The sequence below is a fragment of the Pantoea sp. X-Soil-TKNS-1280 genome (assembly GCF_059730475.1).
In genome coordinates, this window is the sequence record NZ_AP035962.1 from 24,724 (window position 1) to 50,210 (window position 25,487).

Annotated in this window: 26 protein-coding genes; 16 read left to right on the forward strand and 10 right to left on the reverse strand. The window is 54.4% G+C overall.

Annotation, left to right across the window (positions count from 1 at the left end):
• Positions 1-106: 106 nt before the first annotated feature.
• The 5 genes from mnmE to rpmH all read right to left on the reverse strand — a co-directional run bounded on the left by mnmE (position 107) and on the right by rpmH (position 3,938).
• Positions 107-1,471 carry a tRNA uridine-5-carboxymethylaminomethyl(34) synthesis GTPase MnmE gene (mnmE, locus tag AC6I8X_RS00125; RefSeq protein WP_313685507.1) on the reverse strand — a complete coding sequence of 455 codons (1,365 nt, stop codon included), beginning with the start codon at positions 1,469-1,471 and terminating at the stop codon, positions 107-109.
• An 81-nt stretch (positions 1,472-1,552) separates the two neighbouring features.
• Positions 1,553-3,199, reverse strand: coding sequence for a membrane protein insertase YidC (gene yidC, locus AC6I8X_RS00130; protein WP_313685505.1), 1,647 nt, complete (start codon positions 3,197-3,199; stop codon positions 1,553-1,555).
• Between the two features lie 2 nt (positions 3,200-3,201).
• Complete coding sequence (gene yidD, locus AC6I8X_RS00135; protein WP_084878154.1) at positions 3,202-3,459, reverse strand: membrane protein insertion efficiency factor YidD; 258 nt, start codon at positions 3,457-3,459, stop codon at positions 3,202-3,204.
• On the reverse strand, positions 3,423-3,782 hold the full coding sequence (gene rnpA, locus AC6I8X_RS00140) for a ribonuclease P protein component (protein ID WP_036625704.1): 360 nt from the start codon (positions 3,780-3,782) through the stop codon (positions 3,423-3,425). Before rnpA ends, yidD begins: the two co-directional genes overlap by 37 nt.
• 15 nt (positions 3,783-3,797) lie before the next feature.
• A complete protein-coding gene (rpmH, locus tag AC6I8X_RS00145) occupies positions 3,798-3,938 on the reverse strand; it encodes a 50S ribosomal protein L34 (RefSeq protein WP_003849659.1) in 141 nt (46 codons plus the stop codon).
• Between the two features lie 603 nt (positions 3,939-4,541).
• Between rpmH and dnaA the strand changes: the two genes are divergently transcribed.
• The 15 genes from dnaA to AC6I8X_RS00220 all read left to right on the forward strand — a co-directional run bounded on the left by dnaA (position 4,542) and on the right by AC6I8X_RS00220 (position 22,324).
• Positions 4,542-5,942 (forward strand): chromosomal replication initiator protein DnaA, encoded by a 1,401-nt coding sequence (gene dnaA, locus AC6I8X_RS00150; protein WP_497840355.1) that lies wholly within the window; start codon positions 4,542-4,544, stop codon positions 5,940-5,942.
• Between the two features lie 4 nt (positions 5,943-5,946).
• Positions 5,947-7,047 (forward strand): DNA polymerase III subunit beta, encoded by a 1,101-nt coding sequence (dnaN, locus tag AC6I8X_RS00155; RefSeq protein WP_299455660.1) that lies wholly within the window; start codon positions 5,947-5,949, stop codon positions 7,045-7,047.
• A 172-nt stretch (positions 7,048-7,219) separates the two neighbouring features.
• Positions 7,220-8,305, forward strand: a complete 1,086-nt coding sequence (gene recF, locus AC6I8X_RS00160; RefSeq protein ID WP_313686833.1) for a DNA replication/repair protein RecF — start codon at positions 7,220-7,222, stop codon at positions 8,303-8,305.
• Positions 8,306-8,322: 17 nt separating this feature from the next.
• Positions 8,323-10,731 (forward strand): DNA topoisomerase (ATP-hydrolyzing) subunit B, encoded by a 2,409-nt coding sequence (gene gyrB / locus AC6I8X_RS00165; protein WP_299455656.1) that lies wholly within the window; start codon positions 8,323-8,325, stop codon positions 10,729-10,731.
• Positions 10,732-10,930: 199 nt separating this feature from the next.
• On the forward strand, positions 10,931-12,130 hold the full coding sequence (locus AC6I8X_RS00170; RefSeq protein WP_313686831.1) for a PfkB family carbohydrate kinase: 1,200 nt from the start codon (positions 10,931-10,933) through the stop codon (positions 12,128-12,130).
• Positions 12,131-12,166: 36 nt separating this feature from the next.
• Positions 12,167-13,090: a dihydrodipicolinate synthase family protein gene (locus AC6I8X_RS00175; RefSeq protein ID WP_313686829.1), complete on the forward strand. Its 924-nt coding sequence runs from the start codon at positions 12,167-12,169 to the stop codon at positions 13,088-13,090.
• Positions 13,091-13,223: 133 nt separating this feature from the next.
• Positions 13,224-13,718, forward strand: coding sequence for a NanQ anomerase/TabA/YiaL family protein (locus AC6I8X_RS00180; RefSeq protein ID WP_313686827.1), 495 nt, complete (start codon positions 13,224-13,226; stop codon positions 13,716-13,718).
• Positions 13,715-15,001, forward strand: coding sequence for an MFS transporter (locus AC6I8X_RS00185; RefSeq protein WP_299455650.1), 1,287 nt, complete (start codon positions 13,715-13,717; stop codon positions 14,999-15,001). Before AC6I8X_RS00180 ends, AC6I8X_RS00185 begins: the two co-directional genes overlap by 4 nt.
• Positions 15,002-15,090: 89 nt before the next feature.
• Positions 15,091-15,900 (forward strand): sugar-phosphatase, encoded by an 810-nt coding sequence (yidA, locus tag AC6I8X_RS00190; RefSeq protein ID WP_299455649.1) that lies wholly within the window; start codon positions 15,091-15,093, stop codon positions 15,898-15,900.
• A gap of 274 nt (positions 15,901-16,174) precedes the next feature.
• Complete coding sequence (locus AC6I8X_RS00195) at positions 16,175-16,873, forward strand: FadR/GntR family transcriptional regulator (RefSeq protein WP_084878172.1); 699 nt, start codon at positions 16,175-16,177, stop codon at positions 16,871-16,873.
• Complete coding sequence (locus AC6I8X_RS00200; protein ID WP_497840356.1) at positions 16,870-17,742, forward strand: 2-dehydro-3-deoxygalactonokinase; 873 nt, start codon at positions 16,870-16,872, stop codon at positions 17,740-17,742. Before AC6I8X_RS00195 ends, AC6I8X_RS00200 begins: the two co-directional genes overlap by 4 nt.
• A complete protein-coding gene (locus tag AC6I8X_RS00205) occupies positions 17,726-18,343 on the forward strand; it encodes a 2-dehydro-3-deoxy-6-phosphogalactonate aldolase (protein ID WP_313686821.1) in 618 nt (205 codons plus the stop codon). The genes AC6I8X_RS00200 and AC6I8X_RS00205 overlap by 17 nt, the downstream gene beginning before the upstream one ends.
• A complete protein-coding gene (dgoD, locus tag AC6I8X_RS00210) occupies positions 18,340-19,488 on the forward strand; it encodes a galactonate dehydratase (RefSeq protein ID WP_299455644.1) in 1,149 nt (382 codons plus the stop codon). Before AC6I8X_RS00205 ends, dgoD begins: the two co-directional genes overlap by 4 nt.
• 196 nt (positions 19,489-19,684) lie before the next feature.
• Positions 19,685-20,977: an MFS transporter gene (locus tag AC6I8X_RS00215; RefSeq protein ID WP_497840357.1), complete on the forward strand. Its 1,293-nt coding sequence runs from the start codon at positions 19,685-19,687 to the stop codon at positions 20,975-20,977.
• Between the two features lie 84 nt (positions 20,978-21,061).
• Positions 21,062-22,324 (forward strand): YidR family protein, encoded by a 1,263-nt coding sequence (locus AC6I8X_RS00220; protein ID WP_313684038.1) that lies wholly within the window; start codon positions 21,062-21,064, stop codon positions 22,322-22,324.
• Here the strand turns inward: AC6I8X_RS00220 and AC6I8X_RS00225 are convergent.
• A complete protein-coding gene (locus AC6I8X_RS00225; protein WP_313684036.1) occupies positions 22,302-22,661 on the reverse strand; it encodes a YceK/YidQ family lipoprotein in 360 nt (119 codons plus the stop codon). The genes AC6I8X_RS00220 and AC6I8X_RS00225 overlap by 23 nt on opposite strands.
• Before the next feature lie 283 nt (positions 22,662-22,944).
• Between AC6I8X_RS00225 and ibpA the strand changes: the two genes are divergently transcribed.
• Positions 22,945-23,361: a small heat shock chaperone IbpA gene (ibpA, locus tag AC6I8X_RS00230; RefSeq protein ID WP_299455638.1), complete on the forward strand. Its 417-nt coding sequence runs from the start codon at positions 22,945-22,947 to the stop codon at positions 23,359-23,361.
• Positions 23,362-23,425: 64 nt separating this feature from the next.
• On the opposite strand, the gene AC6I8X_RS00235 is transcribed toward ibpA, so the two are convergent.
• From AC6I8X_RS00235 to AC6I8X_RS00250, 4 genes are read right to left on the reverse strand one after another with little or no spacing between them, the layout of a single operon-like run.
• Complete coding sequence (locus AC6I8X_RS00235; RefSeq protein WP_497840358.1) at positions 23,426-24,298, reverse strand: hypothetical protein; 873 nt, start codon at positions 24,296-24,298, stop codon at positions 23,426-23,428.
• 19 nt (positions 24,299-24,317) lie between these two features.
• Positions 24,318-24,635 (reverse strand): hypothetical protein, encoded by a 318-nt coding sequence (locus AC6I8X_RS00240; protein ID WP_497840359.1) that lies wholly within the window; start codon positions 24,633-24,635, stop codon positions 24,318-24,320.
• Complete coding sequence (locus AC6I8X_RS00245) at positions 24,628-25,122, reverse strand: hypothetical protein (RefSeq protein ID WP_497840360.1); 495 nt, start codon at positions 25,120-25,122, stop codon at positions 24,628-24,630. Before AC6I8X_RS00245 ends, AC6I8X_RS00240 begins: the two co-directional genes overlap by 8 nt.
• Positions 25,079-25,381: a hypothetical protein gene (locus AC6I8X_RS00250; protein WP_208717011.1), complete on the reverse strand. Its 303-nt coding sequence runs from the start codon at positions 25,379-25,381 to the stop codon at positions 25,079-25,081. The genes AC6I8X_RS00245 and AC6I8X_RS00250 overlap by 44 nt, the downstream gene beginning before the upstream one ends.
• Positions 25,382-25,487 lie beyond the last annotated feature (106 nt).

Genomic DNA, 25,487 nt, shown 5'->3' on the forward strand with positions numbered 1-25,487 from the left:
ACTGCAAAGGCAGGGGGGAGCCAAATAACAAAGCTGCATGCATTACACGCTATAGCAGGTAAATCAGCTGCTACCTGTTATAACAGGTAGCAGTAGAAGGTGAGCGTTATTTCCCAATACAAAAACTGGAGAAAATCCGCCCCAGCAGGTCATCCGAGGTGAACTCGCCGGTGATTTCGCTCAGGGCCTGTTGCGCCAGACGCAGTTCCTCGGCCAGCAATTCTCCAGCCCAGGCACCCAGCAGTTGATCTTTGCCCTGTTGCAGGTGAGTCGCTGCTAACTCCAGTGCCTGCAAATGGCGGCGGCGGGCGAGGAAGCCGCCTTCCATATTGCCGCTGAAGCCCATGGTTTGTTTCAGGTGATCGCGCAGGGTATCCACGCCTTCACCGGTACGGGCGGAGAGACGAATAAGTGAGTGACCATTTACTTCGGACAGGCCGAGAGATTCACCGGTCATATCGGCTTTGTTGCGTACTACGGTGATCGGCAGCTCGGCAGGCAGACGCGAAACAAAATCGGGCCAGATGGCGGCGGCTTCGGTGGCATCCGTGGTGGTGCCATCCACCATAAACAACACGCGATCGGCCTGTTCAATCTCCTGCCACGCCCGTTCAATACCGATGCGTTCAACTTCGTCGCTGGCATCGCGTAAGCCAGCGGTATCGATGATATGCAGTGGCATGCCGTCGATATGAATATGTTCGCGCAGCACGTCACGCGTGGTACCGGCGATATCGGTGACAATAGCGGCTTCGCGTCCGGCTAATGCATTGAGAAGACTGGATTTTCCGGCGTTGGGACGGCCAGCAATCACCACTTTCATCCCTTCACGCAGCAGGCTGCCCTGGCGGGCTTCGGCTCGCACGCCATTCAGGTCGCCGATCACCGCATTGAGCTGTGCTTCAATTTTTCCGTCAGAGAGGAAATCGATCTCTTCATCCGGAAAATCGATGGCCGCTTCCACATAGATACGCAGGTAAGTGAGTGCTTCCACAAGGGCGTTAATACGCACGGAAAATGCGCCCTGTAACGAATTCACCGCCGAGCGTGCTGCCTGCTCGGAACTGGCATCGATCAGATCAGCAATGGCTTCCGCCTGGGCCAGATCGAGTTTGTCATTCAGAAAAGCGCGTTCGGAAAATTCACCCGGCTGAGCAATGCGCACTCCGGGCAGGGCCACAATGCGCTTTAGCAGCAGGTCGAGAATTACCGGACCGCCGTGGCCCTGCAACTCCAGCACGTCTTCACCGGTAAAAGAATGGGGGCCGGGGAACCACAGCGCAATACCTTGATCCAGCACGCTGCCATCGGCATCGGTAAACGGCAGATAGTCGGCATAGCGTGGTTTCGGCAGTTTACCCAGCACGGCTTGCGCGATGTCGGCCGCTTTTGCTCCGGAGATACGCAGAATGCCGACGCCGCCACGGCCGGGTGGCGTTGCCTGGGCGACGATGGTATCGCTATGGCTCATGATTCACCTTCTTTGCAAAAAAAAACAGGGCGACATAAATGCCGCCCCGATGTTTACGTCCTTGCTCGCAGGAGCTGGGCGTTACGCTTTCTTCTTGTCGCGGCTATGCAGACCACGTTTTTCCAGGCCGCGATAAATCAACTGCTGCTGGAGGATGGTGACCAGGTTGCTGACGATGTAGTACAGCACCAGACCTGACGGGAACCACAGGAAGAACACGGTAAAAATAACCGGCATGTAAGTCATGATCTTCTGCTGCATCGGATCGGTCACGGTGGTCGGTGACATCTTCTGAATGAAGAACATGGTGATACCCATGATAACCGGCAGGATGTAGTACGGGTCCTGCGCGGACAGGTCATGAATCCACAGAATAAACGGCGCGTGACGCAGTTCAACCGAGCCTGACAGCATGTAGTACAGGGCAAGGAAGATTGGCATCTGAATCACCAGCGGCAGACAGCCACCGAGCGGGTTCACCTTCTCCGCTTTGTACAGCGCCATCATCTCCTGGCTCATCTTCTGCTTATCATCGCCCAGACGCTCACGCATAGCCTGAATCTTCGGCTGCAGCATGCGCATCTTCGCCATCGAAGTGTACTGCGCTTTGGTCAGCGGGTACATGATGCCACGAACGATGAAGGTGATAACGATGATGGAGAAGCCCCAGTTACCGATAAAGCTGTGGATGAACTTCAACAGCTTGAACAGCGGCTGAGAGATGAACCACAACCAACCGTAATCCACCGTCAGATCCAGGTGAGGCGCGATAGCTGCCATCTGGTCCTGAATTTCCGGGCCAACCCACAGGGTCGCGCCGAGATTCTGCTGCGCGCCAGGTGCGACGGTGACCGGTGCTGATTTATAACCGATGGCGGCAACGCCGTTACCCAGATTGCTGGTGTACAGGGTGTTGGTGCCTTCAGTGCGCGGCACCCATGCGGTGGCAAAGTACTGTTGCAGCATCGCCACCCAGCCATTGCTGGTGGTGGTGTTCAGGTTCTCATTATCATTGATGGTATCGAATTTATATTTTTCGTATTTCGCATCGCTGGTTGAGTACGCTGCACCACGGAAGGTATGCAGAGCAAAGTTGTTGCTGCCGGTATCACGGTGCTTCGGCACTTCGATGGTCTGTTTCAGCTGACCAAACATCGCCACTTCCAGCGGTTGCTGGCTGGTGTTGTTGATGTTGTAGTCAACATTCACGGCGAACTCACCGCGTTTGAACACGAAGGTTTTGGTGTAAACCACACCGTTCTCACCAGTCCAGGTGAGCGGTACGCGCAGCTCAGTCTGGCCTTCCGCCATCTCAAAGTGATCCTGAGTGGTGGTGAAAAGTGGACGCGCGCCATTGTTCGGATTATCCGGACCGTTACGGCCGGTTAAGCCGCTCTGTGCCTGATAGATGAACGCTGGGGTGGTTTCAAGCAGCTGGAATGGTGCATCCGAACCCAGTTTGTCCGGGTAAGTCAGCAGTGAAGCCTGCTCGATGTCGCCACCACGGGTGTTGATGTTCAATGACAGGACATCAGTCTTAACGGTGATCGTTTTGCCCTGGCCGCTGCCGGGAACGCCGGAAGAGGCGGCATCACCCGCTGTGCTGTTGGTCGTCTGCGTGGTCTGGGTTTGCTGCGGCTGCGGAGCATGGTCCGTTTGCCAGGCTTGCCAGATCATAAAAGACACGAACAGAAAAGCGATGAGAAAGAGATTGCGTTGCGAATCCATCGTTAATGTTCTCTGGTATCAAAGGTTTTTGGCGGCACAGGATCGTCGCCACCCGGGTTCAAAGGGTGGCATTTTAATACGCGTTTAATCGTCAACCAACTGCCTTTTATTACCCCAAAGCGACGCAATGCCTCAATCCCATACTGCGAACAGGAGGGATTGAACCGGCAATGAGGTCCCAGCAGTGGGCTGATGGCGCGTTGATACACGCGTATCAGGGCGATCAGGAGCCGCGAGCCAGGCGACAGTGACGACGCCATAATTTCTCCAACGCTTCCGCCAGCGCACGATTATCCAGGTCAGCAACCCCTTTTTTAGCCACGACCACAAAATCCATCGCTGGCAGTTCATGCTGGCGCAGACGAAAGCTTTCGCGGGTCAATCGCTTGATCCGGTTACGTTCATGGGCGCGTTTTACATGTTTTTTGGCGACGGTGAGACCGATGCGGGGATGCCCCAGCGAATTAAGGCGGCCGAGGATGGTGATTTGCGGCGTGCCAGCCCTTTGTGGCTGCTGGAAGACGAAAGTGAAATGAGTGGGAGTTAACAAACGTAACTCCCTGGGAAATGCGAGCTTAACCACGAGGGTTAGCTTTTATTACTTAGAAACGGTCAGACGAGAACGGCCTTTAGCACGACGACGTGCCAGAACCTGACGACCATTTTTTGTAGCCATACGTGCACGGAAGCCGTGAGAACGGTTGCGCTTCAGTACGGACGGTTGAAAAGTGCGTTTCATGGCGGTTTCTACCTAAACTTGAAAATTTTCACTGGGTGACGCGTATTCGGGCCAGTAAAACGACCGACGCCTCAATGTGTCTTTAATAAAGAGGCGGGATTGTAATAATTGTACAGTCCAGAGTCAATTTACTTCGCTGGTCGCGGTACCAGGAAAACCCGGATACAGCCCGCTGTTTCCGGGCATTGGGCTAAACGCGACAACGCCGGGGTGGAGAATTATACGGGCTATACGGCAAAGCGCAAGGATCGCGCAGGATCTTCTTGCGATCAAGGCGCGGATTTTTTGCACAGAAAACGAGATGCCGCCAGAAAATTTGCAGCTTTCATCCTGATCCCCGCTCGCTTTTCCGCCAGAAAGCGTAAACTCTTTAGCGCGCCACTACCCTGTGGATAAATTGGATCAAAACTGTGTAGAAAGGGAAGATCTCTGTGCCGCTTTGCGCTATGATCCGCCCTTCCGCTGACGATCCGCACTGCGATCGACGGGGAGACTACCGCGGATAGCGGTCGCGGGCGCTTTCTGATCGCCTGTGTCAAAAAACGAACGTTTCTTTTATTAGCGCCTAAAATTCTTATCGATTTTGTACGAGTGGAGTCCGCCGTGTCACTTACGCTTTGGCAACAGTGTCTTGCCCGTTTGCAGGATGAGCTTCCTGCCACCGAATTCAGCATGTGGATTCGTCCGCTGCAGGCTGAATTGAACGACAATACGCTCGCCTTGTATGCACCAAATCGGTTTGTACTCGACTGGGTTCGGGATAAATATCTCAACAGTATCAATGGGCTGCTGAATGAATTCTGCGGTGCGGATGTGCCGTTGCTGCGTTTTGAGGTCGGCACGCGTCCGGTGGCGCAGGTCGCTACCAGCCAGCCTGCGATGGCCAGCGTCAGCGCGCCAGCTCCGACACAAAACCGCCCGGCTCCGGCGCAAACGCTGCGTCCCAGCTGGGATTCTGTGCCTGCTCCGGCCGATGTGACTTACCGTTCCAACGTCAATAACCGCCACAACTTTGACAACTTTGTCGAAGGTAAATCTAACCAGCTGGCGCGCGCGGCGGCACGTCAGGTGGCTGACAATCCGGGTGGCGCTTACAACCCGCTGTTCCTGTATGGTGGCACCGGTCTGGGCAAAACCCACCTGTTACATGCGGTGGGGAATGGCATCATGGCGCGTAAGCCCAATGCCAAAGTGGTCTATATGCATTCCGAGCGTTTTGTGCAGGATATGGTGAAAGCCCTGCAAAACAACGCCATTGAAGAGTTCAAACGTTACTATCGTTCTGTCGATGCCCTGCTGATCGATGATATCCAGTTCTTTGCCAATAAAGAGCGCTCGCAGGAGGAGTTTTTCCACACCTTCAATGCGCTGCTGGAAGGCAATCAACAGATCATCCTCACGTCGGATCGTTACCCGAAAGAGATCAACGGGGTGGAAGATCGTCTCAAGTCGCGTTTTGGCTGGGGACTGACGGTGGCGATCGAGCCGCCGGAGCTGGAAACGCGTGTCGCTATCCTGATGAAGAAAGCCGATGAAAACGACATCCGCCTGCCGGGTGAAGTGGCGTTCTTTATTGCTAAGCGTCTGCGTTCCAACGTCCGTGAGCTGGAAGGCGCGTTGAACCGCGTGATTGCCAACGCCAACTTTACCGGTCGCGCCATTACTATCGATTTCGTACGTGAAGCGCTGCGCGATCTGCTGGCGTTGCAGGAAAAGCTGGTCACCATCGACAATATTCAGAAGACGGTGGCGGAGTATTACAAAATTAAAGTGGCCGATTTGCTGTCCAAGCGCCGTTCGCGCTCGGTAGCGCGTCCGCGCCAGATGGCGATGGCGATGGCGAAAGAGCTAACCAACCATAGCCTGCCGGAAATTGGTGATGCGTTTGGTGGCCGTGACCATACCACCGTGCTACACGCCTGCCGTAAAATCGAGCAGCTGCGTGAAGAAAGCCACGACATCAAAGAAGATTTCTCTAACCTCATTCGAACTTTATCTTCCTGACGCTATGAAATTTATTGTTGAACGTGAGCAGTTGCTGAAACCGCTGCAACAGGTCAGCGGTCCGCTCGGTGGGCGTCCGACGCTACCGATCCTCGGAAATTTACTGCTGCAGGTAAATGACGGCACTTTGTTGCTGACCGGCACCGATCTGGAAATGGAGATGGTGGCCCGCGTTGCGTTAACGCAGCCGCATGAACCTGGTGCAACCACCGTCCCGGCGCGTAAATTCCTCGATATTTGTCGTGGTTTGCCGGATGGTGCTGAGATCTCCCTGACACTGGAAGGCGACAGAATGCTGGTGCGTTCTGGGCGTAGCCGTTTCTCGCTTTCCACGCTGCCTGCCAGTGACTTCCCGAATCTGGATGACTGGCAGAGCGAAGTAGAATTTACCCTGCCGCAGGCCACGCTGAAGCGTCTGATCGAAGCGACACAGTTTTCGATGGCGCATCAGGACGTACGTTACTATCTCAACGGCATGTTGTTTGAAACCGAAGGGGAAGAACTGCGTACCGTGGCGACCGACGGCCACCGTCTGGCGGTTTGCTCGATGCCGATAGGCCAGGCGTTACCTGACCATTCGGTGATCGTACCGCGTAAAGGCGTGATTGAGCTGGTTCGTCTGCTCGACGGCGGCGAAACGCCGTTGCAGGTCCAGATTGGCAGCAGCAACATCCGTGCGCATGTCGGCGATTTTATCTTTACATCGAAGCTGGTTGATGGCCGTTTCCCGGATTATCGCCGCGTATTGCCGAAGAATCCCGACAAAGCACTGGAAGCCGGTTGCGATCTGCTCAAGCAGGCGTTTGCCCGTGCGGCGATCCTGTCGAACGAGAAATTCCGCGGTGTTCGTATCTATATCACCGAAAATCAGCTGAAAATCACCGCCAACAACCCGGAACAGGAAGAGGCGGAAGAGATGCTGGATGTCAGCTACAACGGCAGTGAACTGGAGATTGGTTTCAACGTCAGTTACGTGCTGGATGTGCTGAATGCGCTGAAGTGCGAAAACGTCCGCCTGCTGCTGACCGATTCTGTCTCCAGCGTGCAGATCGAAGATGTCGCCAGTCCGGCAGCGGCATACGTTGTCATGCCTATGCGTCTTTAGAAAATATCGGGCTAACTTACTCGCTATTTTGTACCCGGGCAGTGCTCACCCCTGGTCACATACTTTAGTATGCTCCCAGGGGATTGCGCGCTGGCCGTGCACAAACTAGCTTCGCCGTTTACGCCCTGGGCCGCCAAAGTTAGGTGAACCCCCCTCAAAGCTGGATTGATTGATGGCTTTAACCCGCCTCCTGATTAAAGATTTTCGCAATATCGAGCAGGCCGATCTGACCTTAGCGCCAGGATTTAACTTCCTCGTAGGTGCCAACGGCAGCGGCAAAACCAGCGTGCTGGAGGCTATTTATACCCTGGGGCATGGTCGTGCTTTTCGCAGCCTGCAAGCCGGGCGCGTGATACGCCACGATCAACAGGCTTTTGTGTTACATGGCCGTATCGAGGGCAGTGAGCGCGAGCTGGCGGTTGGACTCACCAAAAATCGCGCCGGGGAAAGCAAGGTGCGTATTGATGGCAGCGACGGCCATAAAGTGGCTGAACTGGCGCAATTGCTGCCGATGCAGTTAATCACGCCGGAAGGGTTTACTTTGCTCAACGGTGGCCCCAAATACCGTAGAGCCTATATCGACTGGGGCTGTTTTCATGCTGCCCATGGTTTTTTCCATGCCTGGAGCAATCTGCGCCGTTTGCTGAAGCAACGCAACGCCGCACTGCGTCAGGTCACGCGTTACAGCCAGATTCGCCCGTGGGATCAGGAGCTGGTGCCGCTGGCGGAGCAAATCAGCGCCTGGCGAGCTGAATACAGCGAAGCGATTTCCAGCGAAATCACCGCCACCTGCGCCCAGTTTTTGCCGGAATTTGAACTGGCGTTCTCCTTCCAGCGTGGCTGGGACAAGGAAAGCGACTACGGCGAACTGCTGGAGCGCAATTTCGAGCGCGATCGCGCGCTGACATACACCGCCAGCGGCCCGCACAAAGCGGATTTCCGTATTCGTGCCGAAGGGACGCCGGTAGAAGATTTACTCTCACGCGGCCAGTTAAAACTGCTGATGTGCGCACTGCGCCTGGCGCAGGGGGAATACCTGACGCGCAGCAGTGGACGTCGCTGCCTGTACCTGATTGATGACTTTGCTTCGGAGCTGGATGACGTGCGTCGTCGCCTGTTAGCGGAGCGTTTAAAAGCCACTCAGGCTCAGGTATTCGTCAGTGCCATCGGTGTCGAGCATGTAATCGACATGAGCGACGAAAAGGGCAAGATGTTCCGCGTGGAACAGGGTAAAATAGCAGTTCAACCTGAAGATTAAATGAGCGAGAAACGTTGATGTCGAATTCTTATGACTCCTCAAGTATCAAAGTTCTGAAAGGGCTTGATGCGGTACGCAAACGCCCTGGCATGTATATCGGCGATACGGATGACGGCACCGGTCTGCATCACATGGTATTCGAGGTCGTGGATAACGCCATTGACGAAGCGCTCGCCGGTTACTGTAGTGACATTATGGTGACCATCCATGCCGATAACTCGGTATCGGTGCAGGATGATGGCCGTGGTATCCCAACGGGTATTCACCCGGAAGAGGGTGTATCGGCGGCTGAAGTCATCATGACGGTACTGCATGCGGGCGGTAAGTTCGACGACAACTCCTATAAAGTTTCCGGTGGTCTGCACGGCGTGGGTGTTTCCGTGGTTAACGCCCTGTCGCAAAAACTGGAACTGACCATTCGTCGCGATGGCAAAGTGCATCAGCAAACCTACGTCCACGGCGTGCCACAGGCACCGCTGGCCGTGGTAGGTGACACCGATGCCACCGGTACACGCGTGCGTTTCTGGCCGAGCCATGAAACCTTCACCAATGTGACGGAATTTGAGTACGACATCCTGGCAAAACGCCTGCGTGAACTGTCGTTCCTCAATTCTGGCGTGTCGATTCGCCTTGAAGACAAGCGCGATGACAAAAACGACCATTACCACTACGAAGGTGGTATCAAGGCGTTTGTTGAATACCTCAACCGCAACAAAAACCCGATTCACCCCAATGTGTTTTATTTCTCTACTGAGAAGGACGGCATTGGTGTGGAAGTGGCGTTGCAGTGGAATGATGGTTTCCAGGAAAACATCTACTGCTTCACCAACAACATTCCGCAGCGCGATGGCGGTACTCACCTTGCGGGCTTCCGTGCGGCGATGACGCGTACCCTGAATGCCTATATGGACAAAGAAGGTTACAGCAAAAAAGCCAAAGTCAGCGCCACCGGCGATGACGCGCGTGAAGGTCTGATTGCCGTGGTATCGGTAAAAGTACCGGACCCGAAATTCTCCTCGCAGACCAAAGACAAGCTGGTTTCCTCAGAAGTGAAATCGGCGGTTGAACAGCAGATGAACGAACTGCTGGCTGAATACCTGCTGGAAAACCCGTCTGACGCGAAAATCGTCGTCGGTAAAATTATTGATGCAGCGCGTGCGCGTGAAGCGGCACGCCGTGCCCGTGAAATGACCCGCCGTAAAGGCGCGCTGGATCTGGCTGGCCTGCCGGGCAAACTGGCGGATTGTCAGGAACGCGACCCGGCGCTGTCCGAAATCTACCTGGTGGAGGGTGACTCCGCAGGTGGCTCGGCCAAGCAGGGACGTAACCGTAAGAACCAGGCGATTCTGCCGCTGAAAGGTAAAATCCTTAACGTTGAGAAAGCGCGTTTCGACAAGATGCTTTCCTCGCAGGAAGTCGCCACGCTTATCACCGCGCTGGGCTGCGGCATTGGCCGTGACGAATACAACCCGGACAAACTGCGCTACCACAGCATCATCATCATGACCGATGCGGACGTCGATGGCTCGCACATTCGTACCCTGCTGTTGACCTTCTTCTATCGTCAGATGCCGGAAATCGTGGAACGTGGTCATGTCTACATTGCTCAGCCGCCGCTGTATAAAGTGAAGAAGGGTAAGCAGGAGCAGTACATCAAAGACGACGAAGCGATGGATCAGTATCAAATCGCGATCGCTCTGGATGGTGCGACCCTGCACACCAACGCCAGTGCCCCGGCACTGGGTGGCGAGCCGCTGGAAAATCTGGTGGCGAGCTTCAACAGCACGCAGCGCATGATCAAACGTATGGAGCGCCGCTATCCGCTCGCGCTGCTGCGTAGCCTGATTTACCACCCAACCCTGAGCGATCTCAGCGATGAAGCCGCTGTTAAAGGCTGGCTGGATGGGCTGGTGGCGTACCTGACCGAGCGCGAAGCGCACGGCAGCACCTACGTCGCGCAGGTGCGTGCTAACCGTGAGCAGAACCTGTTCGAGCCGGTGCTGCGCGTGCGTACCCACGGCGTGGATACCGATTATCCGCTGGACAGCGAATTCATCGGCGGTCCGGAATACCGCAAAATCTGCGAGCTTGGCGAGAAGCTGCGTGGTCTGATCGAGGAAGACGCCTTTATCGAACGTGGTGAGCGTCGTCAACCGGTGACCAGTTTCGAACAGGCGATTGAATGGCTGGTGAAAGAGTCGCGTCGTGGTCTGTCAGTACAGCGTTACAAAGGTCTGGGCGAGATGAACCCGGAGCAGCTGTGGGAAACCACCATGGACCCGGACAGCCGCCGCATGCTGCGCGTCACCATCAAAGACGCCATCGCTGCCGACCAGCTGTTCACCACGTTGATGGGCGATGCGGTAGAACCGCGCCGCGCCTTCATCGAAGAGAACGCGCTGAAAGCGGCCAATATCGATATCTGATATGCCCAAACCCTTCCCAGTCGGGAAGGGTTTTTTGTTTCTGCCTCCGTTGTTACCCGCCTGACATTTCCCCTTTTTGCTTAAAAAACATCTGCGTTAGCTTTTGTTTGCTTCCGTTTTTTCCCGTGCGCTGCGATCCGTGTCACTTACATCTGCGGGCTGCTCCCTTACGCTTTTGGCGAAGCGGAGGGGATGACGCATGTTTCTGGAAGAACGACGCAACCAAATACTGAAATGGCTGGATGAACACGATCGTGTCACGGTGAACGGGCTGGCGAGCCAGCTTGGCGTGACGCGCGAAACCATTCGTACCGATCTCGGCGCACTGGCGCGTGAAGGGTTGGTACAGCGCTGCTATGGCGGGGCCATCGCGCTGCGCCGTAACTTGCAGGAAAAGCTGATCAGCGAAAGCGGCGGTAATTTTGAAGTGCTGCTGGAGCGGTTACAGGCGCGACAAACGGTCGCCAAAGTCTCAGAAAAGAACGGAAAAGTGTGCATTCTGGGCGCGTTCAACGTGGATATCGTAGCGAAAGTGGCGCGCTTCCCCCGGGGCGGTGAGTCGCTGCTGGCGCTGGGCAGTACCCTCGGGCCGGGGGGCAAAGGTGCCAACCAGGCGATGGCCGCCAGCTGTGCCGGTACGCGGGTGCATTTTGTCGCCAAGGTCGGCATCGATCAGTTCAGCAAATTTGCCTTCGACCACCTTTCTGCCTCCGGTATTCACTCGTTCCGTTTGTATCAGACCGATCGCGAGCCAACCGGCAGCGCCATCATTTACGTCTCGCAGGAGAATGGCGAGAACATGATCGCCATCTATTCCGGCGCGAACAAAACCTTCACCGACGACGAAATTGCCGAACTGACCCATGAGTTGTCGGATGCCAGCGTGTTGTTGCTGCAACTGGAAAACAACTTCGAGGCGACGCGTAGCGCCATCCGCCTCGCCCATACGCTGGGTGTGCGGGTGATTATGAACCCGGCACCGTTTTCCGCCGAGGTGCTGAGTTGTCTGGCAATGATCGATGTGCTGACCCCCAACGAGACGGAAGCCTCGCTGCTGTCCGGCATTGAAATCGTCGATCTTGCCAGTGCACGCGCAGCGGCCCAGGCCATCGTTCAGCTCGGTGCTCGCCGCGTCATCATCACCATGGGTTCACGCGGTGCGTTACTGCTTGATAATCAACAATTTCATCATATTCCCGCTTTCCCGGCGCTGAGCGTTGACACCACCGGTGCAGGCGATGCGTTTAACGGTGCGCTGGCTGCCGCGCTGGCGCAGGGGCAAAGCCTGTTGCAGGCCGCCACCTGGGCATCCGCCTTTGCGGCGCTGGCTGTGGAACGTGAAGGTGCCAGCAATATGCCGGATCGACAACAGGTTATGGCCCGACTTCATCAACGATAACAAATCACAGCGGTGGAACCGCTGGCAGGAGAGATCATGAAAAAAATCGAAGGCATTGTGCCGGTTATGTTGACCCCGTTTACCGCCGACAACCAGGTTGATTATCCCGGACTGGAGCGACTGATTAACTGGTATCTGGCGGAAGGCGTCGATGCGCTGTTTGCCGTGTGTCAGTCAAGCGAGATGCAGTTCCTCAGCCTTGAGGAACGTGTGGCGCTGGCGAAGTTTGTGGTGGAAAAAGTGCAGGGCCGTGTACCGGTGATTGCCTCTGGCCATATCAGCGACGATCTGGCTGAACAAACCACGGAGTTGCAGGCGATGGCGAACACCGGCATTGATGCGCTGGTGCTGGTCACCAACCACCTCGACCCGAAAAACGAAGGCAGCGCCACTTTCTATGCACATCTCAATCATCTGCTCAACGCGCTGCCAGTTTCCATGCCGCTCGGCCTGTACGAGTGCCCGGCCCCGTACCGTCGTCTGCTGAGCGATGAAGAGTTCAGCTTCTGCGCCAACAGCGGCCGTTTCGTGGTGCTGAAAGACGTGAGCTGCGATCTGCCGACCGTGACCCGCCGCGTGCAGCTGGCCGAAGGCACACCGCTGGCGGTGATCAACGCTAACGCCGCCATCGCCTGGCCTGCGATGCAGGCCGGTTCCAAAGGCTTCAGCGGCGTCTTCACCAACTTCCATCCGGGCCTGTATCACTGGCTTTACCACCACGGTGCGCAGCAGGCGGAGAAAGCCCATGAGCTGTCGCTGTTCCTGTCGCTCAGTGCGGTAACGGAAACTCTCGGTTATCCGAAAAACGCCAAAATCTACCATCAGCGCCTCGGCACTTTCGCCAGTGAACATTGCCGCGTCAACAAAGACAACGTGCTGGAGAAATTCTGGGGACTGGGCGTACTGCTCGACCAGATCCGCGATGGCAGCCAGATTTGGCAGCAGCGTATCGAAAACTAAAACCTCTGAGGAAAATGCGTAGCGGCGCGATTTATCGCGCGTGTTTTACCGACAGCACGCTCGGAAATGCGCGATAAATCGCGCCGCTACGGCTGTACCTGAACCCACTAATGATAACGACAGGGAAAACACCATGATTGTATGTGATAGCCAGGACTGGGCGCGCGAGCGCCATGCTTTCCACCCCATCGTCGATCAGGCACTGCGCTGGATTGCCGATACCGATTTCAGCCAGCTGGCGACCGGCAAGTACGATTTGCTGCCGGATAACCAGATGTTCTGCCTGGTGCAGGAGATGGAGACCGAACCGGCCAGCGATCGTCGCGCCGAGTCGCATTTTAACTACGTTGATATCCAGTACCTGCTGGCTGGGCGCGAGAATATTGGCGTGGCACGTGCGCATCCCCGGCATGTCATCACCGAAGATCTGCGTGCGGAACGCGACGTGGTGTTTTATCAGGAGACGGTTGATGAATCGATGATCACCCTGACGCCGGGCATGTTCGCGCTGTTTTTCCCGCATGATGTTCATCGCCCTTGCTGCGCCGCGCCTGAAGCGCAGCCGATCCGTAAGGCAGTGATCAAAATTCATCTCAACCTGTTCACTTCACCGGGGGCGACGCAATGAAAACCTCTGTGAATACGCTGTCCGGCGCAGCGGTGGCACAACCCACGCTGGTGGGGAAATTGCGCTGGGGCATTATCACCATCCTGCTGCTGGCGGCGGTGGTGAACTACCTTGATCGCGCTAACCTGAGTATCGCCAACACCACTATCGCGGCCGAGTTCGGTTTCTCGCAAACCGAGATGGGCCTGCTGTTATCCGCGTTTCTCTGGCCTTACGCACTGGCTAACCTGCCGGCAGGCTGGCTGGTGGATAAGTTTGGTCCGAAGAAAATGTTCTCCTGGGCGCTGGGGTTATGGTCCGGCTTTACCGTGCTGGCCGCCTTCGTGAACAGCTATAGCTTCTTCTATGGCCTGCGCATGATGCTGGGTATCTCTGAATCCCCGTTCTTTACCTCTGGTATCAAAATCACCCATCGCTGGTTTGGTGAAAACGAACGTGGTTTGCCCACTGCGATCATCAATACCGGTTCGCAGATCGCCAACGCCATTGCGCCGCCGATCCTCACCGTGCTGCTGCTGACCTTTGGCTGGCGTGGCATGTTTGTTGCCATCGGTCTGATGGGAATTCCTTTGCTGCTGGCGTGGTGGAAATTCTATCGCGATCCTGAAGCACGCGAAGATGCGTTGCTGCATGCCGGTCAGCGCAGCGAGGCCGCGCCGGAAGAGAAAGCCCAGGCGAGCTGGGGCGCGTTGTTCCGCCACAGCACCACCTGGTTTATGGTGATCGGTAACTTCTCCATCATGTTCACCATCTGGGTTTATCTCACCTGGCTGCCGGGCTATCTGGAAAAATCCCTTGGCTTCAGCCTGAAAGCCACCGGCTGGATCGCCTCGATTCCTTTCCTGTGCGGCATTCTGGGTGTGCTGGTCGGCGGTATGTTGTCGGATCGCCTGGTGCGCAGCGGCGTTCGCGCCATCACCGCGCGTAAAATCCCGGTGGTGACCGGTGCGGCGCTGGCAGCCTGCTTTGTGGCACCGATTCCTTTTGTCGATAGTACGCCGCTGGCGATTACCCTGCTGGCACTCGGTTATTTCTGTTCGCAGATGCCGCAGGGCGCGCTCTGGACGCTGGCGACGGACATCGCGCCAAAATCACAGGTGGCGTCTCTGGGGGCGATCCAGAACTTCGGTGGTTTCCTCGGTGCGGCGATGGCGCCGATTGTCACCGGCATCATCCTCGATACCACCGGCAAGTTCACCAATGTGTTCCTGCTGGGCGCGGCATTGCTGATGATTGGCGCGCTGAGTTACGGCCTGTTTGTGCGTAAACCGCTGGGGAACTGATACGTAAGGTGCCGTTTGTGTCGATAAACTGGTCAATGTGAGCTGAATCGCGCTAGCATGGATGCAAACCCTGAATTAACGAGGACGTTATGGCGATAAAACTGATTGCGATTGATATGGACGGCACCTTGCTTAATCCGTACCACCTCATCACCCCGGCAGTAAAATCGGCGATTGGGCGTGCACGCGACAAAGGCGTTGCGATCGTACTGGCAACAGGCCGCCCTTTTGTCGGTGTCGAGCGCTATCTGCAGGAGCTGGATTTGCGTCAACCGGGTCAGTACTGCATCAGCAATAACGGTGCGCTGGTGCAACGCGCCGATAGCGGTGAGAGCGTGGCAGAAGTGACGCTGAGTTTTGATGATTTTCGCTATGTCGAACAGCTGGCGCGTGAACTTGGCGTGCATTTCCATGCTTTCGACCACTCCTCGCTGTATACGCCGAACAAAGACCTCAGTGAATACACCATCCACGAAGCCAGCCTGACCGGCATTCCGGTGCGCTATCGTGCCGTGGAAGAGATGGACCCGGCTACGCGCTTCCCGAAACTGATGATGATCGACAAGCCCGAACTGCTGGATAAAGCGATTGCCGCACTGCCAGCACGCGCTCGCGACAGCTACACCATTTTGAAAAGCGCGCCTTATTACCTCGAAATCCTCGACCCACGCGTTAACAAAGGCTATGGCGTCAAAATGCTGGCGGAAAAACTCGGCCTGCAACAGTCAGAAGTGATGGCGATTGGCGATCAGGAAAATGACCTGGCGATGATTGAGTACGCCGGAACCGGCGTGGCGATGGGCAACGCGATTGATTCAGTGAAAAGCATCGCGCAGTTCGTCACCAAAACCAATATGGAAGATGGCGTTGCCTACGCTATCGAAGAGTTAGTGCTGTAACCCGTTTTTATCTCTGCACATACTGTAGCGGCGCGATTTATCGCGCGTGTTTTGCCACATCACCGCTGAACGACGCGCGATAAATCGCGCCGCTACCACCTTTTCCCTGACTTTTCCCACTTATCCCCGTTATGCATCTGCGTATGTGTTGTCTATTTTGTGATCCAGATTGTAGTACAAACTATATTAATGGTACTACAATCTGCACCAGAGGTTGAGACGGTGCAGATTGTAGTACTCTGAGGGTACACCGCCTTTCATTGAATGGAACATCATGACGCAAGAACAATTGAGCAAAACCGAGCGCATCATCCTGACGCTGGGGGAAGAGATTGTGGCAGGGAAGTTTGCACCGGGCGGCGCGTTGCCCGCCGAAGCTGAACTCTGTGAACGCTTTGCTACCTCGCGCAACATCATCCGCGAAGTATTTCGTTCGCTAATGGCCAAACGCCTGGTGGAGATGAAGCGCTATCGCGGCGCGTTTGTCACCGCGCGTAACCAGTGGAATTACCTCGATAGCGATGTCCTGCAATGGGCGCTGGCGCACGATCAGGACCCGCGTCTGATTGCCGCAATGAACGAAGTCCGTGTGCTGGTGGAGCCGCAGATTGCGCGCTGGTCTGCCGAGCGCGCCACCTCCAACGATTTAGCGGCGATTGAACAGGCATTTAACGACATGGTGGCGAATCACCTCGATCGGGATGCCTTTAACGAAGCGGACATTCGCTACCACGAAGCGGTGCTGGCCTCGGTGCATAACCCGGTTTTGCAGCAGCTCAACGTGGCGATCAGTCAGCTGCAAAAGGCGGTGTTCGCCAAAACCTACATGCCGGACGAAGGCAACATGCCGCGCACCCTGGCCGAGCACAAAGCGCTGTTTGACGCGATTCGCCATCAGGATGCGAACGCTGCCGAACAGGCCGCTAAAGCGATGATCGCCAGCTCAACGGCACGACTAAAGGAGTTTATGTGACCAGCTATATCGCGATTGACTGGGGATCCACCAATCTGCGCGCCTGGCGTTATCAGCAGGGGGAATGCATCGATGAACGTCGTTCCGAAGCGGGTGTGACCCGCCTGAACGGGCTCACCCCGGCGGAGGTCTTTGCCAGCATCACCGCAGGCTGGCCGGTGGATGAGGTGCCGGTGGTGATGGCCGGTATGGTCGGCAGCAATGCCGGCTGGCTTTCGGTGCCGTACCTGAGCTGTCCGGTGGCGCTGAGCGCACTGGCAGGCCGCCTGACCCGCGTGGAGGATAAAGCGTGGATCGTGCCGGGATTGTGCGTCGAACGTGAGGACAACTACAACGTAATGCGCGGTGAGGAAACGCAGCTGTTGGGCGCACTGGCCCTGCATCCGGCGTCGTTGTATGTGATGCCCGGCACGCATGCCAAGTGGGTGCAGATGGAACAGGACCGCGTCATCGACTTCCGTACCGTGATGACCGGGGAGCTTCATCATCTGCTGCTGACGCAATCCCTGATTGGTGCGGGCCTGCCACAGCAGGAAGACAATGCGACTGCTTTCCGTGCGGGCCTCGATATCGGCAGCCATGACCGCTCTATTCTGGCGCGTTTGTTTGAAGTGCGTGCGGCGCATGTGCTGGGCGCACGCGATCGTCGCCATATCAGCGATTTCCTGTCTGGTCTGCTGATCGGCCACGAAGTGGCACAGATGACGGCCAGCACCGCCGCACAACCGATCACCATTATTGCTGGCTCCGCGCTGGCACAACGTTATCAGCAGGCGCTGCATTTTATCGGACATGATTCAGTCACGCTGGAAGGTGACCGTGCCTTCCAGCACGGAATAAGGAGCATTGCCCATGAACTGGCAAACTAAGTTACCGCTGATTGCCATCCTGCGTGGCATCAGGCCGGAAGAGGCCGAGGCACACGTTGGCGCACTCATTGAGGCAGGTTTTGATGCCATCGAAATCCCATTGAACTCACCGGACTGGGCCAGCAGCATTGGCGCGATGGTGAACACCTTTGGCGATAAAGCGCTGATCGGTGCCGGTACGGTGCTGACACCCGCACAGGTGGATCAACTGGCAACGCTTAACAGTAAGCTGGTGGTGACGCCGAATACCGACGCGGCGGTGATTCGCCAGGCGGTGGCCTGCGGCATGACGGTGGCTGCCGGATGCGCGACGGCCACCGAAGCCTTTACCGCCCTGCAGGCTGGCGCACAGGCGCTGAAAATCTTTCCATCATCGGCGTTCGGTCCCGGTTACATCAAAGCATTGAAAGCAGTGCTACCGCCGGACGTGCCGGTGTTTGCCGTCGGCGGTGTGACGCCAGAAAACTTGCATGAATTCCTTGCCGCGGGTTGCATTGGCGCGGGCTTAGGCAGCGATCTGTATCGCGCCGGTCAGCCGTTAACGCGTACCGTGGAGAAGGCCCGCGCATTTATTGCTGCTTATAAGGACGCTGTACGATGAAAATTACCAAACTGACGACTTACCGCCTGCCCCCGCGCTGGATGTTCCTGAAAATCGAAACCGATGAAGGCATCGTCGGCTGGGGTGAGCCGGTGATTGAAGGCCGCGCGCGCAGTGTCGAGGCGGCGGTGCATGAGCTGTCGGAGTATCTGGTGGGTCAGGACCCGGCACGCATCAACGATTTATGGCAGGTGATGTACCGTGGTGGTTTTTATCGCGGCGGCCCGATTCTGATGAGCGCCATCGCCGGTATCGATCAGGCGTTGTGGGACATCAAAGGTAAAGCGCTTGGCGTGCCGGTGTATCAGCTGCTGGGTGGTCTGGTGCGTGACAGCATCAAAGCCTACAGCTGGGTTGGTGGCGATCGCCCGGCGGAAGTGATCGATGGCATCAAAAAACTGCGTACCATCGGCTTCGACACCTTCAAGCTGAACGGCTGTGAAGAGATGGGGATCATTGATAATTCACGTAAAATTGATGCAGCGGTCAATACCGTGGCGCAGATTCGTGAAGCCTTTGGCAAGGATATTGAGTTTGGCCTCGATTTCCACGGTCGCGTCAGTGCGCCGATGGCGAAGGTGTTGATTAAAGAGCTGGAACCTTACCGTCCGCTATTTATTGAGGAACCGGTACTGGCGGAGCAGGCGGAATATTATCCGCGTCTGGCCGCGCAAACCCATCTGCCGATTGCGGCCGGTGAGCGCATGTTCTCACGCTTCGAATTCAAACGTGTGCTGGATGCCGGTGGCCTGGCAATTCTGCAACCGGACCTGTCCCATGCGGGCGGCATCACCGAATGCTTTAAGATCGCGGCCATGGCGGAATCTTACGATGTGGCGCTGGCTCCGCACTGTCCACTCGGACCGATTGCACTGGCGGCCTGCCTGCATGTCGATTTCGTCTCACGCAATGCGGTGTTCCAGGAGCAGAGCATGGGCATTCACTATAATCAGGGCGCAGAACTGCTCGATTATGTGATCAATAAAGACGATTTTAAAATGGATGACGGCCATTTCTATCCATTAAATAAACCGGGTCTTGGCGTAGAAATTAATGAAGAACTGGTGATTGAGCGCAGTAAAAATGCGCCGGACTGGCGTAATCCATTGTGGCGCTTCCCGGATGGTTCTGTCGCTGAATGGTAATTTGATTAAGCTCTGAATTTATTAAATCTCTGATAACGATGTGCCGGTAAATAAGGCGCAGGGCCTCGTTCACGCTTTATTTATTGTCACCACCGGCGCGTAGCCTTATCCGGCTATGCAGGATTGCTGCGCGCCTTATTTGCCGCCATGGGCGGTTATTACCGATATTGATACCCTACGTATCCGGAGAAACACCATGGATCTCTCTGCCGTTCAGGCCCGACCGACGCGTCGCCGTTATATCACGTTATTGATGATATTTATTACGGTGGTAATTTGTTATGTCGATCGCGCTAATTTAGCCGTCGCTTCAGCCCATATTCAGCAGGAATTCGGTATCACCAAAGCGGAAATGGGTTATGTCTTTTCCGCCTTCGCCTGGTTATATACGCTGTGCCAGATTCCCGGTGGCTGGTTTCTCGATCGCGTTGGCTCACGCTTAACCTATTTTATTGCTATCTGCGGCTGGTCGATCGCCACCTTATGCCAGGGCTTTGCCGGTGGTTTATTGTCGCTGATCGGCCTGCGCGCCATTACCGGCGTCTTTGAAGCCCCGGCGTTTCCGACCAATAACCGTCTGGTGACCAGCTGGTTCCCGGAGCACGAACGCGCCTCGGCGGTGGGTTTCTACACTTCCGGCCAGTTTGTTGGTCTGGCATTTCTGACGCCGCTGCTGATCTGGATTCAGGAGCTGTTGAGCTGGCATTGGGTGTTTATCCTCACCGGAGCAATTGGCCTGGTCTGGTCACTGGTGTGGATTAAGGTTTATCAGGCACCGAGCCAGAGCAAAGGCATCAACCAGGCCGAGCTGGACTATATTCGTGAAGGCGGCGCGATGGTGGAAGGGGATGCGCCCGCTGAGAAGAAAACCCGTAGCCGGGTGACCGCTGCCGACTGGAAACTGGTGTTCCACCGTAAGCTGTGTGGCGTTTATCTCGGCCAGTTTGCCGTGACCTCAACCCTGTGGTTCTTCCTGACCTGGTTCCCGAACTACCTGACGCAGGAAAAACACATCGGCGCGCTGACGGCGGGCTTTATGACCACCGTCCCTTTCCTCGCCGCTTTTGTCGGGGTGATTCTTTCCGGCATCGTGGCGGACCGGCTGGTGCGCAGTGGCCGTTCACTGGGTTTTGCACGTAAAACGCCGATTATCTGTGGCCTGCTGATTTCCACCTGCATTATGGGAGCCAACTACACCAACGACCCGATGTGGATTATGGCGCTGATGGCGCTGGCGTTCTTCGGTAACGGCTTCGCGTCAATTACCTGGTCATTGGTTTCGTCGCTGGCCCCGGTACGGCTGATTGGCCTGACTGGCGGTATGTTTAACTTTATCGGTGGCCTGGGTGGCATCAGCGTACCGCTGGTGGTGGGGTATCTGGCGCAGGATTACGGTTTCGCCCCGGCGCTGGTCTACATCTCGGTGGTGGCGCTGATCGGTGCGCTTTCTTATATCCTGCTGGTTGGTGATGTGAAGCGCGTCGGTTGATGACGTTGCGCCCTGCCGGGGCACTGGCCCGGCAGGGCAGAATCGCGTAGTTTGTCTGGCAACTGTTGGATGTAAGGTTGCCCCATGTCAGAAAAACAACTCACCTTTGCAGAACGTCATCACCAGCTCACCAATATCAACGTCTGGACTGCCGACAGCCAATGGCTGGCGTTTGATGTCCGGCCTTCCGGTGCTTCCTTTACCAGCCTGACCATTGAGCGCGTTAATGTGCAGAGCGGCGCTGTGGAAGTGCTGTATCAGGCACGCGACGGTGCCTACGTTGGCGTGGTCACCGTCAGCCCGGATCTGCCGCCACGCTACGTTTGCATTCATGGCCCGGAACGTCCCGATACGCACTGGCATTACGATTTCCACCATCGACGCGGTGTGATTGTGCAGCGAGGTATCGCGGAAAATCTCGATGCCTGTGATATCACTGCACCCTACACCCCAGGCGCGCTGCGCGGCGGTTCCCATGTCCATGTCTTCAGCCCGGATGGTTCGCGTCTCAGCTTCACCTATAACGATCATGTGATGCATGAAAAGGATGTGCGCGATGACCTGCGCAACGTCGGTGTTGCTGTGCCGCTGCATCCGGTGTGTCCGCCAAAGCATCATCCTCGTGAATACGAAGGCAGCCATTATTGTGTGCTGGTCAGCCAGACGCAGCGTGACCCACAGCCAGGTAGCGACCAGATCGATCGGGCATATGAGGAGTGCTGGATTGGCGATCGTGGCTATCAGAAGCCAGATGGCAGCTGGCAGCGCTGGGCCATTGCGTTTATTGGTGATACGCGCGGGGCTGATGGCGAAAAAGTGCCGGAGGTGTTTGTGGTGGATTTGCCGGATGCGCTGGCAGATTACGCGAAGCCGGGAACGGTGCCGCTACAGGGAACCGTGGATAAATTGCCTGCGCCACCGGCCGGGGTTCAGCAGCGTCGCGTGACCCAGAGCAAAGGGCTGGCTTTACAGCCGCGTCATTGGTTGCGTGCTGCACCGGACGGCAGCGCGATTGCTTTTCTGCTGGCGGATGACAACGGCGTGGTGCAGCTGTGGACAGTCTCACCCAACGGTGGGATGCCGCGGCAGGTAACGCAGCTGGAGAGCAGCATTCAGTCGGCCTTTAGCTGGCATCCTGGCGGGGAGGCGCTCGCCTTTATCTGCGATAACAGCGTGATGCGCTGCGAGTGGACATCAGGTAAATGCACCCGACTGACGCCGCGCAGTGAACTGCCGCCATCCGGTGACGCGGTGGTCTGGTCGCCAGATGGGCAGAAGATTGCGTATATGCGCGAAGTTAACGGCTGGCGACAGCTGTTTTGCGTCAGTGCGCTTCCGCAGGCATAGCGGCAGCGGTGGACAGGCTGGCCTGGGTACCGGCCAGCTTCTCGCTTTGCCGCACGCGCTCACGCGGTGAGTCGATCGATTTGTCATCATCGTGGCGGAAGTAATCCCACGGCAGCAGGATGGTATCCATTACCGCTGAGAACGGCAGATCAATCGCGACCAGCGGTTTCATTGCCCAGCTGGTGTGATCATCGGTCAGCATTTCCGCGCTGGCGCGGGTGCCTGGGTAATAACCCTGGCTGGCGCCAGTATGGGACATGACGCTGGAACAACCGGAGGTGGTACATGCACAGCAGACCAACAGGCCTGGCAGCGAAAAGCGTTTCATTATATTCATCGTCTTCATCCCTTCAGTCATGGCATGGCCCTGGCTGGAGTGTGTCACCTGCGTCGCATCACTCTGGGGTGATGTCCTGAGTCTCAGGCGAATAATTTCCTGAGTGTATGCTATTTCATCAGAATTGCTGCAAGAAAATCCTAATGAAAACTTGAAAGCGACAAAACCGCACCCACTTTTAGGATAAGGTCACGCTGCTTTTGCCGACAGGGAGAGCAACGGGCCACACAACCTGTCCATGGTGGAAGGTTGCCAAAACTTGCTGAATATCAGGAGTCCTAATATGCGTAATTTTGATCTCTCTCCGCTTTATCGTTCTGCTATTGGTTTCGATCGTCTGTTTAACCTGCTGGAATCCAATCAGAACCAGGCCAATGGTGGCTACCCTCCGTATAACGTCGAGCTGGTAGACGAAAACCACTACCGTATCACCATTGCCGTAGCGGGCTTTGCTCAAACTGAGCTGGATATCACCTCACACGACAATATGCTGGTTGTGCGCGGCGCGCATCCCGAGGAACAACAGGAACGCAAATACCTGTACCAGGGCATCGCCGAGCGTAACTTTGAGCGAAAATTCCAGCTGGCCGACCATATCATTGTGCGCGATGCGCGCCTCGAAAATGGCCTGTTAAGCATCGATCTGGAACGCATCGTCCCCGAAGAGGCGAAACCGCGTCGGATTGAAATTTTGAAATAAGAGTCAGCGTTAACTGTCACCTTCAGAACCGCAATCCTGTCAAAGGACTGCGGTTCTTTTCCCACTAAATCAGCGCTTTATTTATTGATTTTTCATTAAGCGTCTTGCACGTCGCACAACCATGAAACCCTAATGCTATCATCACCTCCTCAGAAAATAATTGTTCGCTGTGTTGATTTATTTTGATTATTTTGCTGATGATTTCGCTTTTGGTATTCGTCTTGAGAATATGCCATGCGGTGATGATTTTATAATCCTCAATAGACATTTTATTTTCCTGGAGCAGCTTTTCTTTGAGGTGAGAAGCATAACCAAATTTATTTATTGTCTTTTTGTAAGTTTGAAAAAAAGACAACGCTTCTTCAATATATTTTCCGTTCTCTTCATCTGTTGAAGATTGCAGCAGATTATTGCTTGAAACTGATTCCTTACCACTGTTTGCGTGGTGGCTTTTTTTAATCGGACTCATATGAACCCGAAAGAATGCATTTGCCTGGGCATAGTAAGCTTCTTCATTCCGGTTAAAAGTATCGATGTTGTTAATGAAATATTGTCGATACTCTTCTATTCTGTGCTCAGGAATTTCAACAGGGATGGTGAAGTTTTTATAGTCTGACAGCAGATTTGGACAATCCTTATAATAATGATAAGTTAGCCTATCCTGATAGAAAATCACCCTTTGCTTACGTGAATGAAACTCGGATTTTCTCTGATTCATTATTTTTATGTTGTCAGCAGTTTCTGTATTAAGGATGTCGTTCACCGCAAGCGTCATCGTCATTACCTTAAGTTCAGGTGAACTGAATATTTTTTCTTTTGTATGTGACGCTATTATTGTATGAATCGCTTTACTAGCAGAGAGAGATCTTTCATAGGGTATATCAAGGATGCCACCAATCTTAATTAAAGAATATTTTGTGATGTATACAAGAGGCATTTTAATTCCCTGTCGATAATTATTTCTCTGGAGTGGAGTGAATAATGTTATTATTAATTAGCTGGTCAACGAAGGATTCCTGGTAGTATTGAGGATCGATTTTATTGATAATCTCCTCAATTAAATCAGTTTCCTCACTCTCCGTAGCGACAATCCGGTATAAGGTTTCAGAGATATCTTTGGTAAGTAATGAGGTTTTAGGTTCGGAACTCAACCGACTTAATAACTCGAGCATGGCATAACTTTTAGCGGGTATCTTAATTGATACGGTCTCGTAAAGATCGCGAGAATCTTTAATTGTGTTGCTCTTCATTTTTTCGATTTGATTCTTAATCATTTTTATTCACCAGTTTCTGCTCAATAAGTTTTTTACAAAGATTATGTTCATCAGAGTGTTTTTCTAACGCGATCTCTTCTTTGCTGAGAATGTCAGTATATTGATCCTGCTCTGATAATTTGAAGTTATTATACTTATAAAGAATTTCATGCTTGATTTCCGCCCTGGCAACTTCAAATATCCAGCTTTCCTCCAGGTCATTACAGCCATCAATGATATTTTGCGAGGATAATTTATCAGCTTCAATCGCTAATAACACCTGGCTATCAAATTCGGTTACTTCTGATTTCAGTTTTTCAATTAAAATCTTTCTGATGATATTGTTGAGAATGGCCGACCTTGTTGTATCAATTTTAATTGCCAATTCATCGATGAATTTAAGGTCTGCCCGATGTATTTTTAAATTAATTTTTTGTGGAGGTACCGGCAATACAATGGTACTGTCAGCTGAATTGCTTAATATTTTGTCTTTGTTTATTTTTAGCATTTTTTTTACCATAATGAAAAAATGAAGTCATAAGCAGATCGTCGGTTAATGCGACGCTTGCCCCTTTTTTTTGCTGTAAAGACACTAGCTGTTTTTTCAGTGAATCGGTGCATTGAATGGCTAACGCCAATGTCTTCTCATCTAATATCAATCTTTCGCTGTTATCGCTAAAGGAGCCAAGTGACATTACTAAATTAATCACTCCTAGAGATATATTTCTTTCCGACATTCTCTTTTGCAGATGACATGATATTTTCACGGTTTCACCTCGTCAGTTTTCAGTATAATGGCACTAAAAGTGATATTGTGAAAGTACAATTTGTACCTTTATGTTTAATTATATGTTTTAAAAGGTTATTTAATTT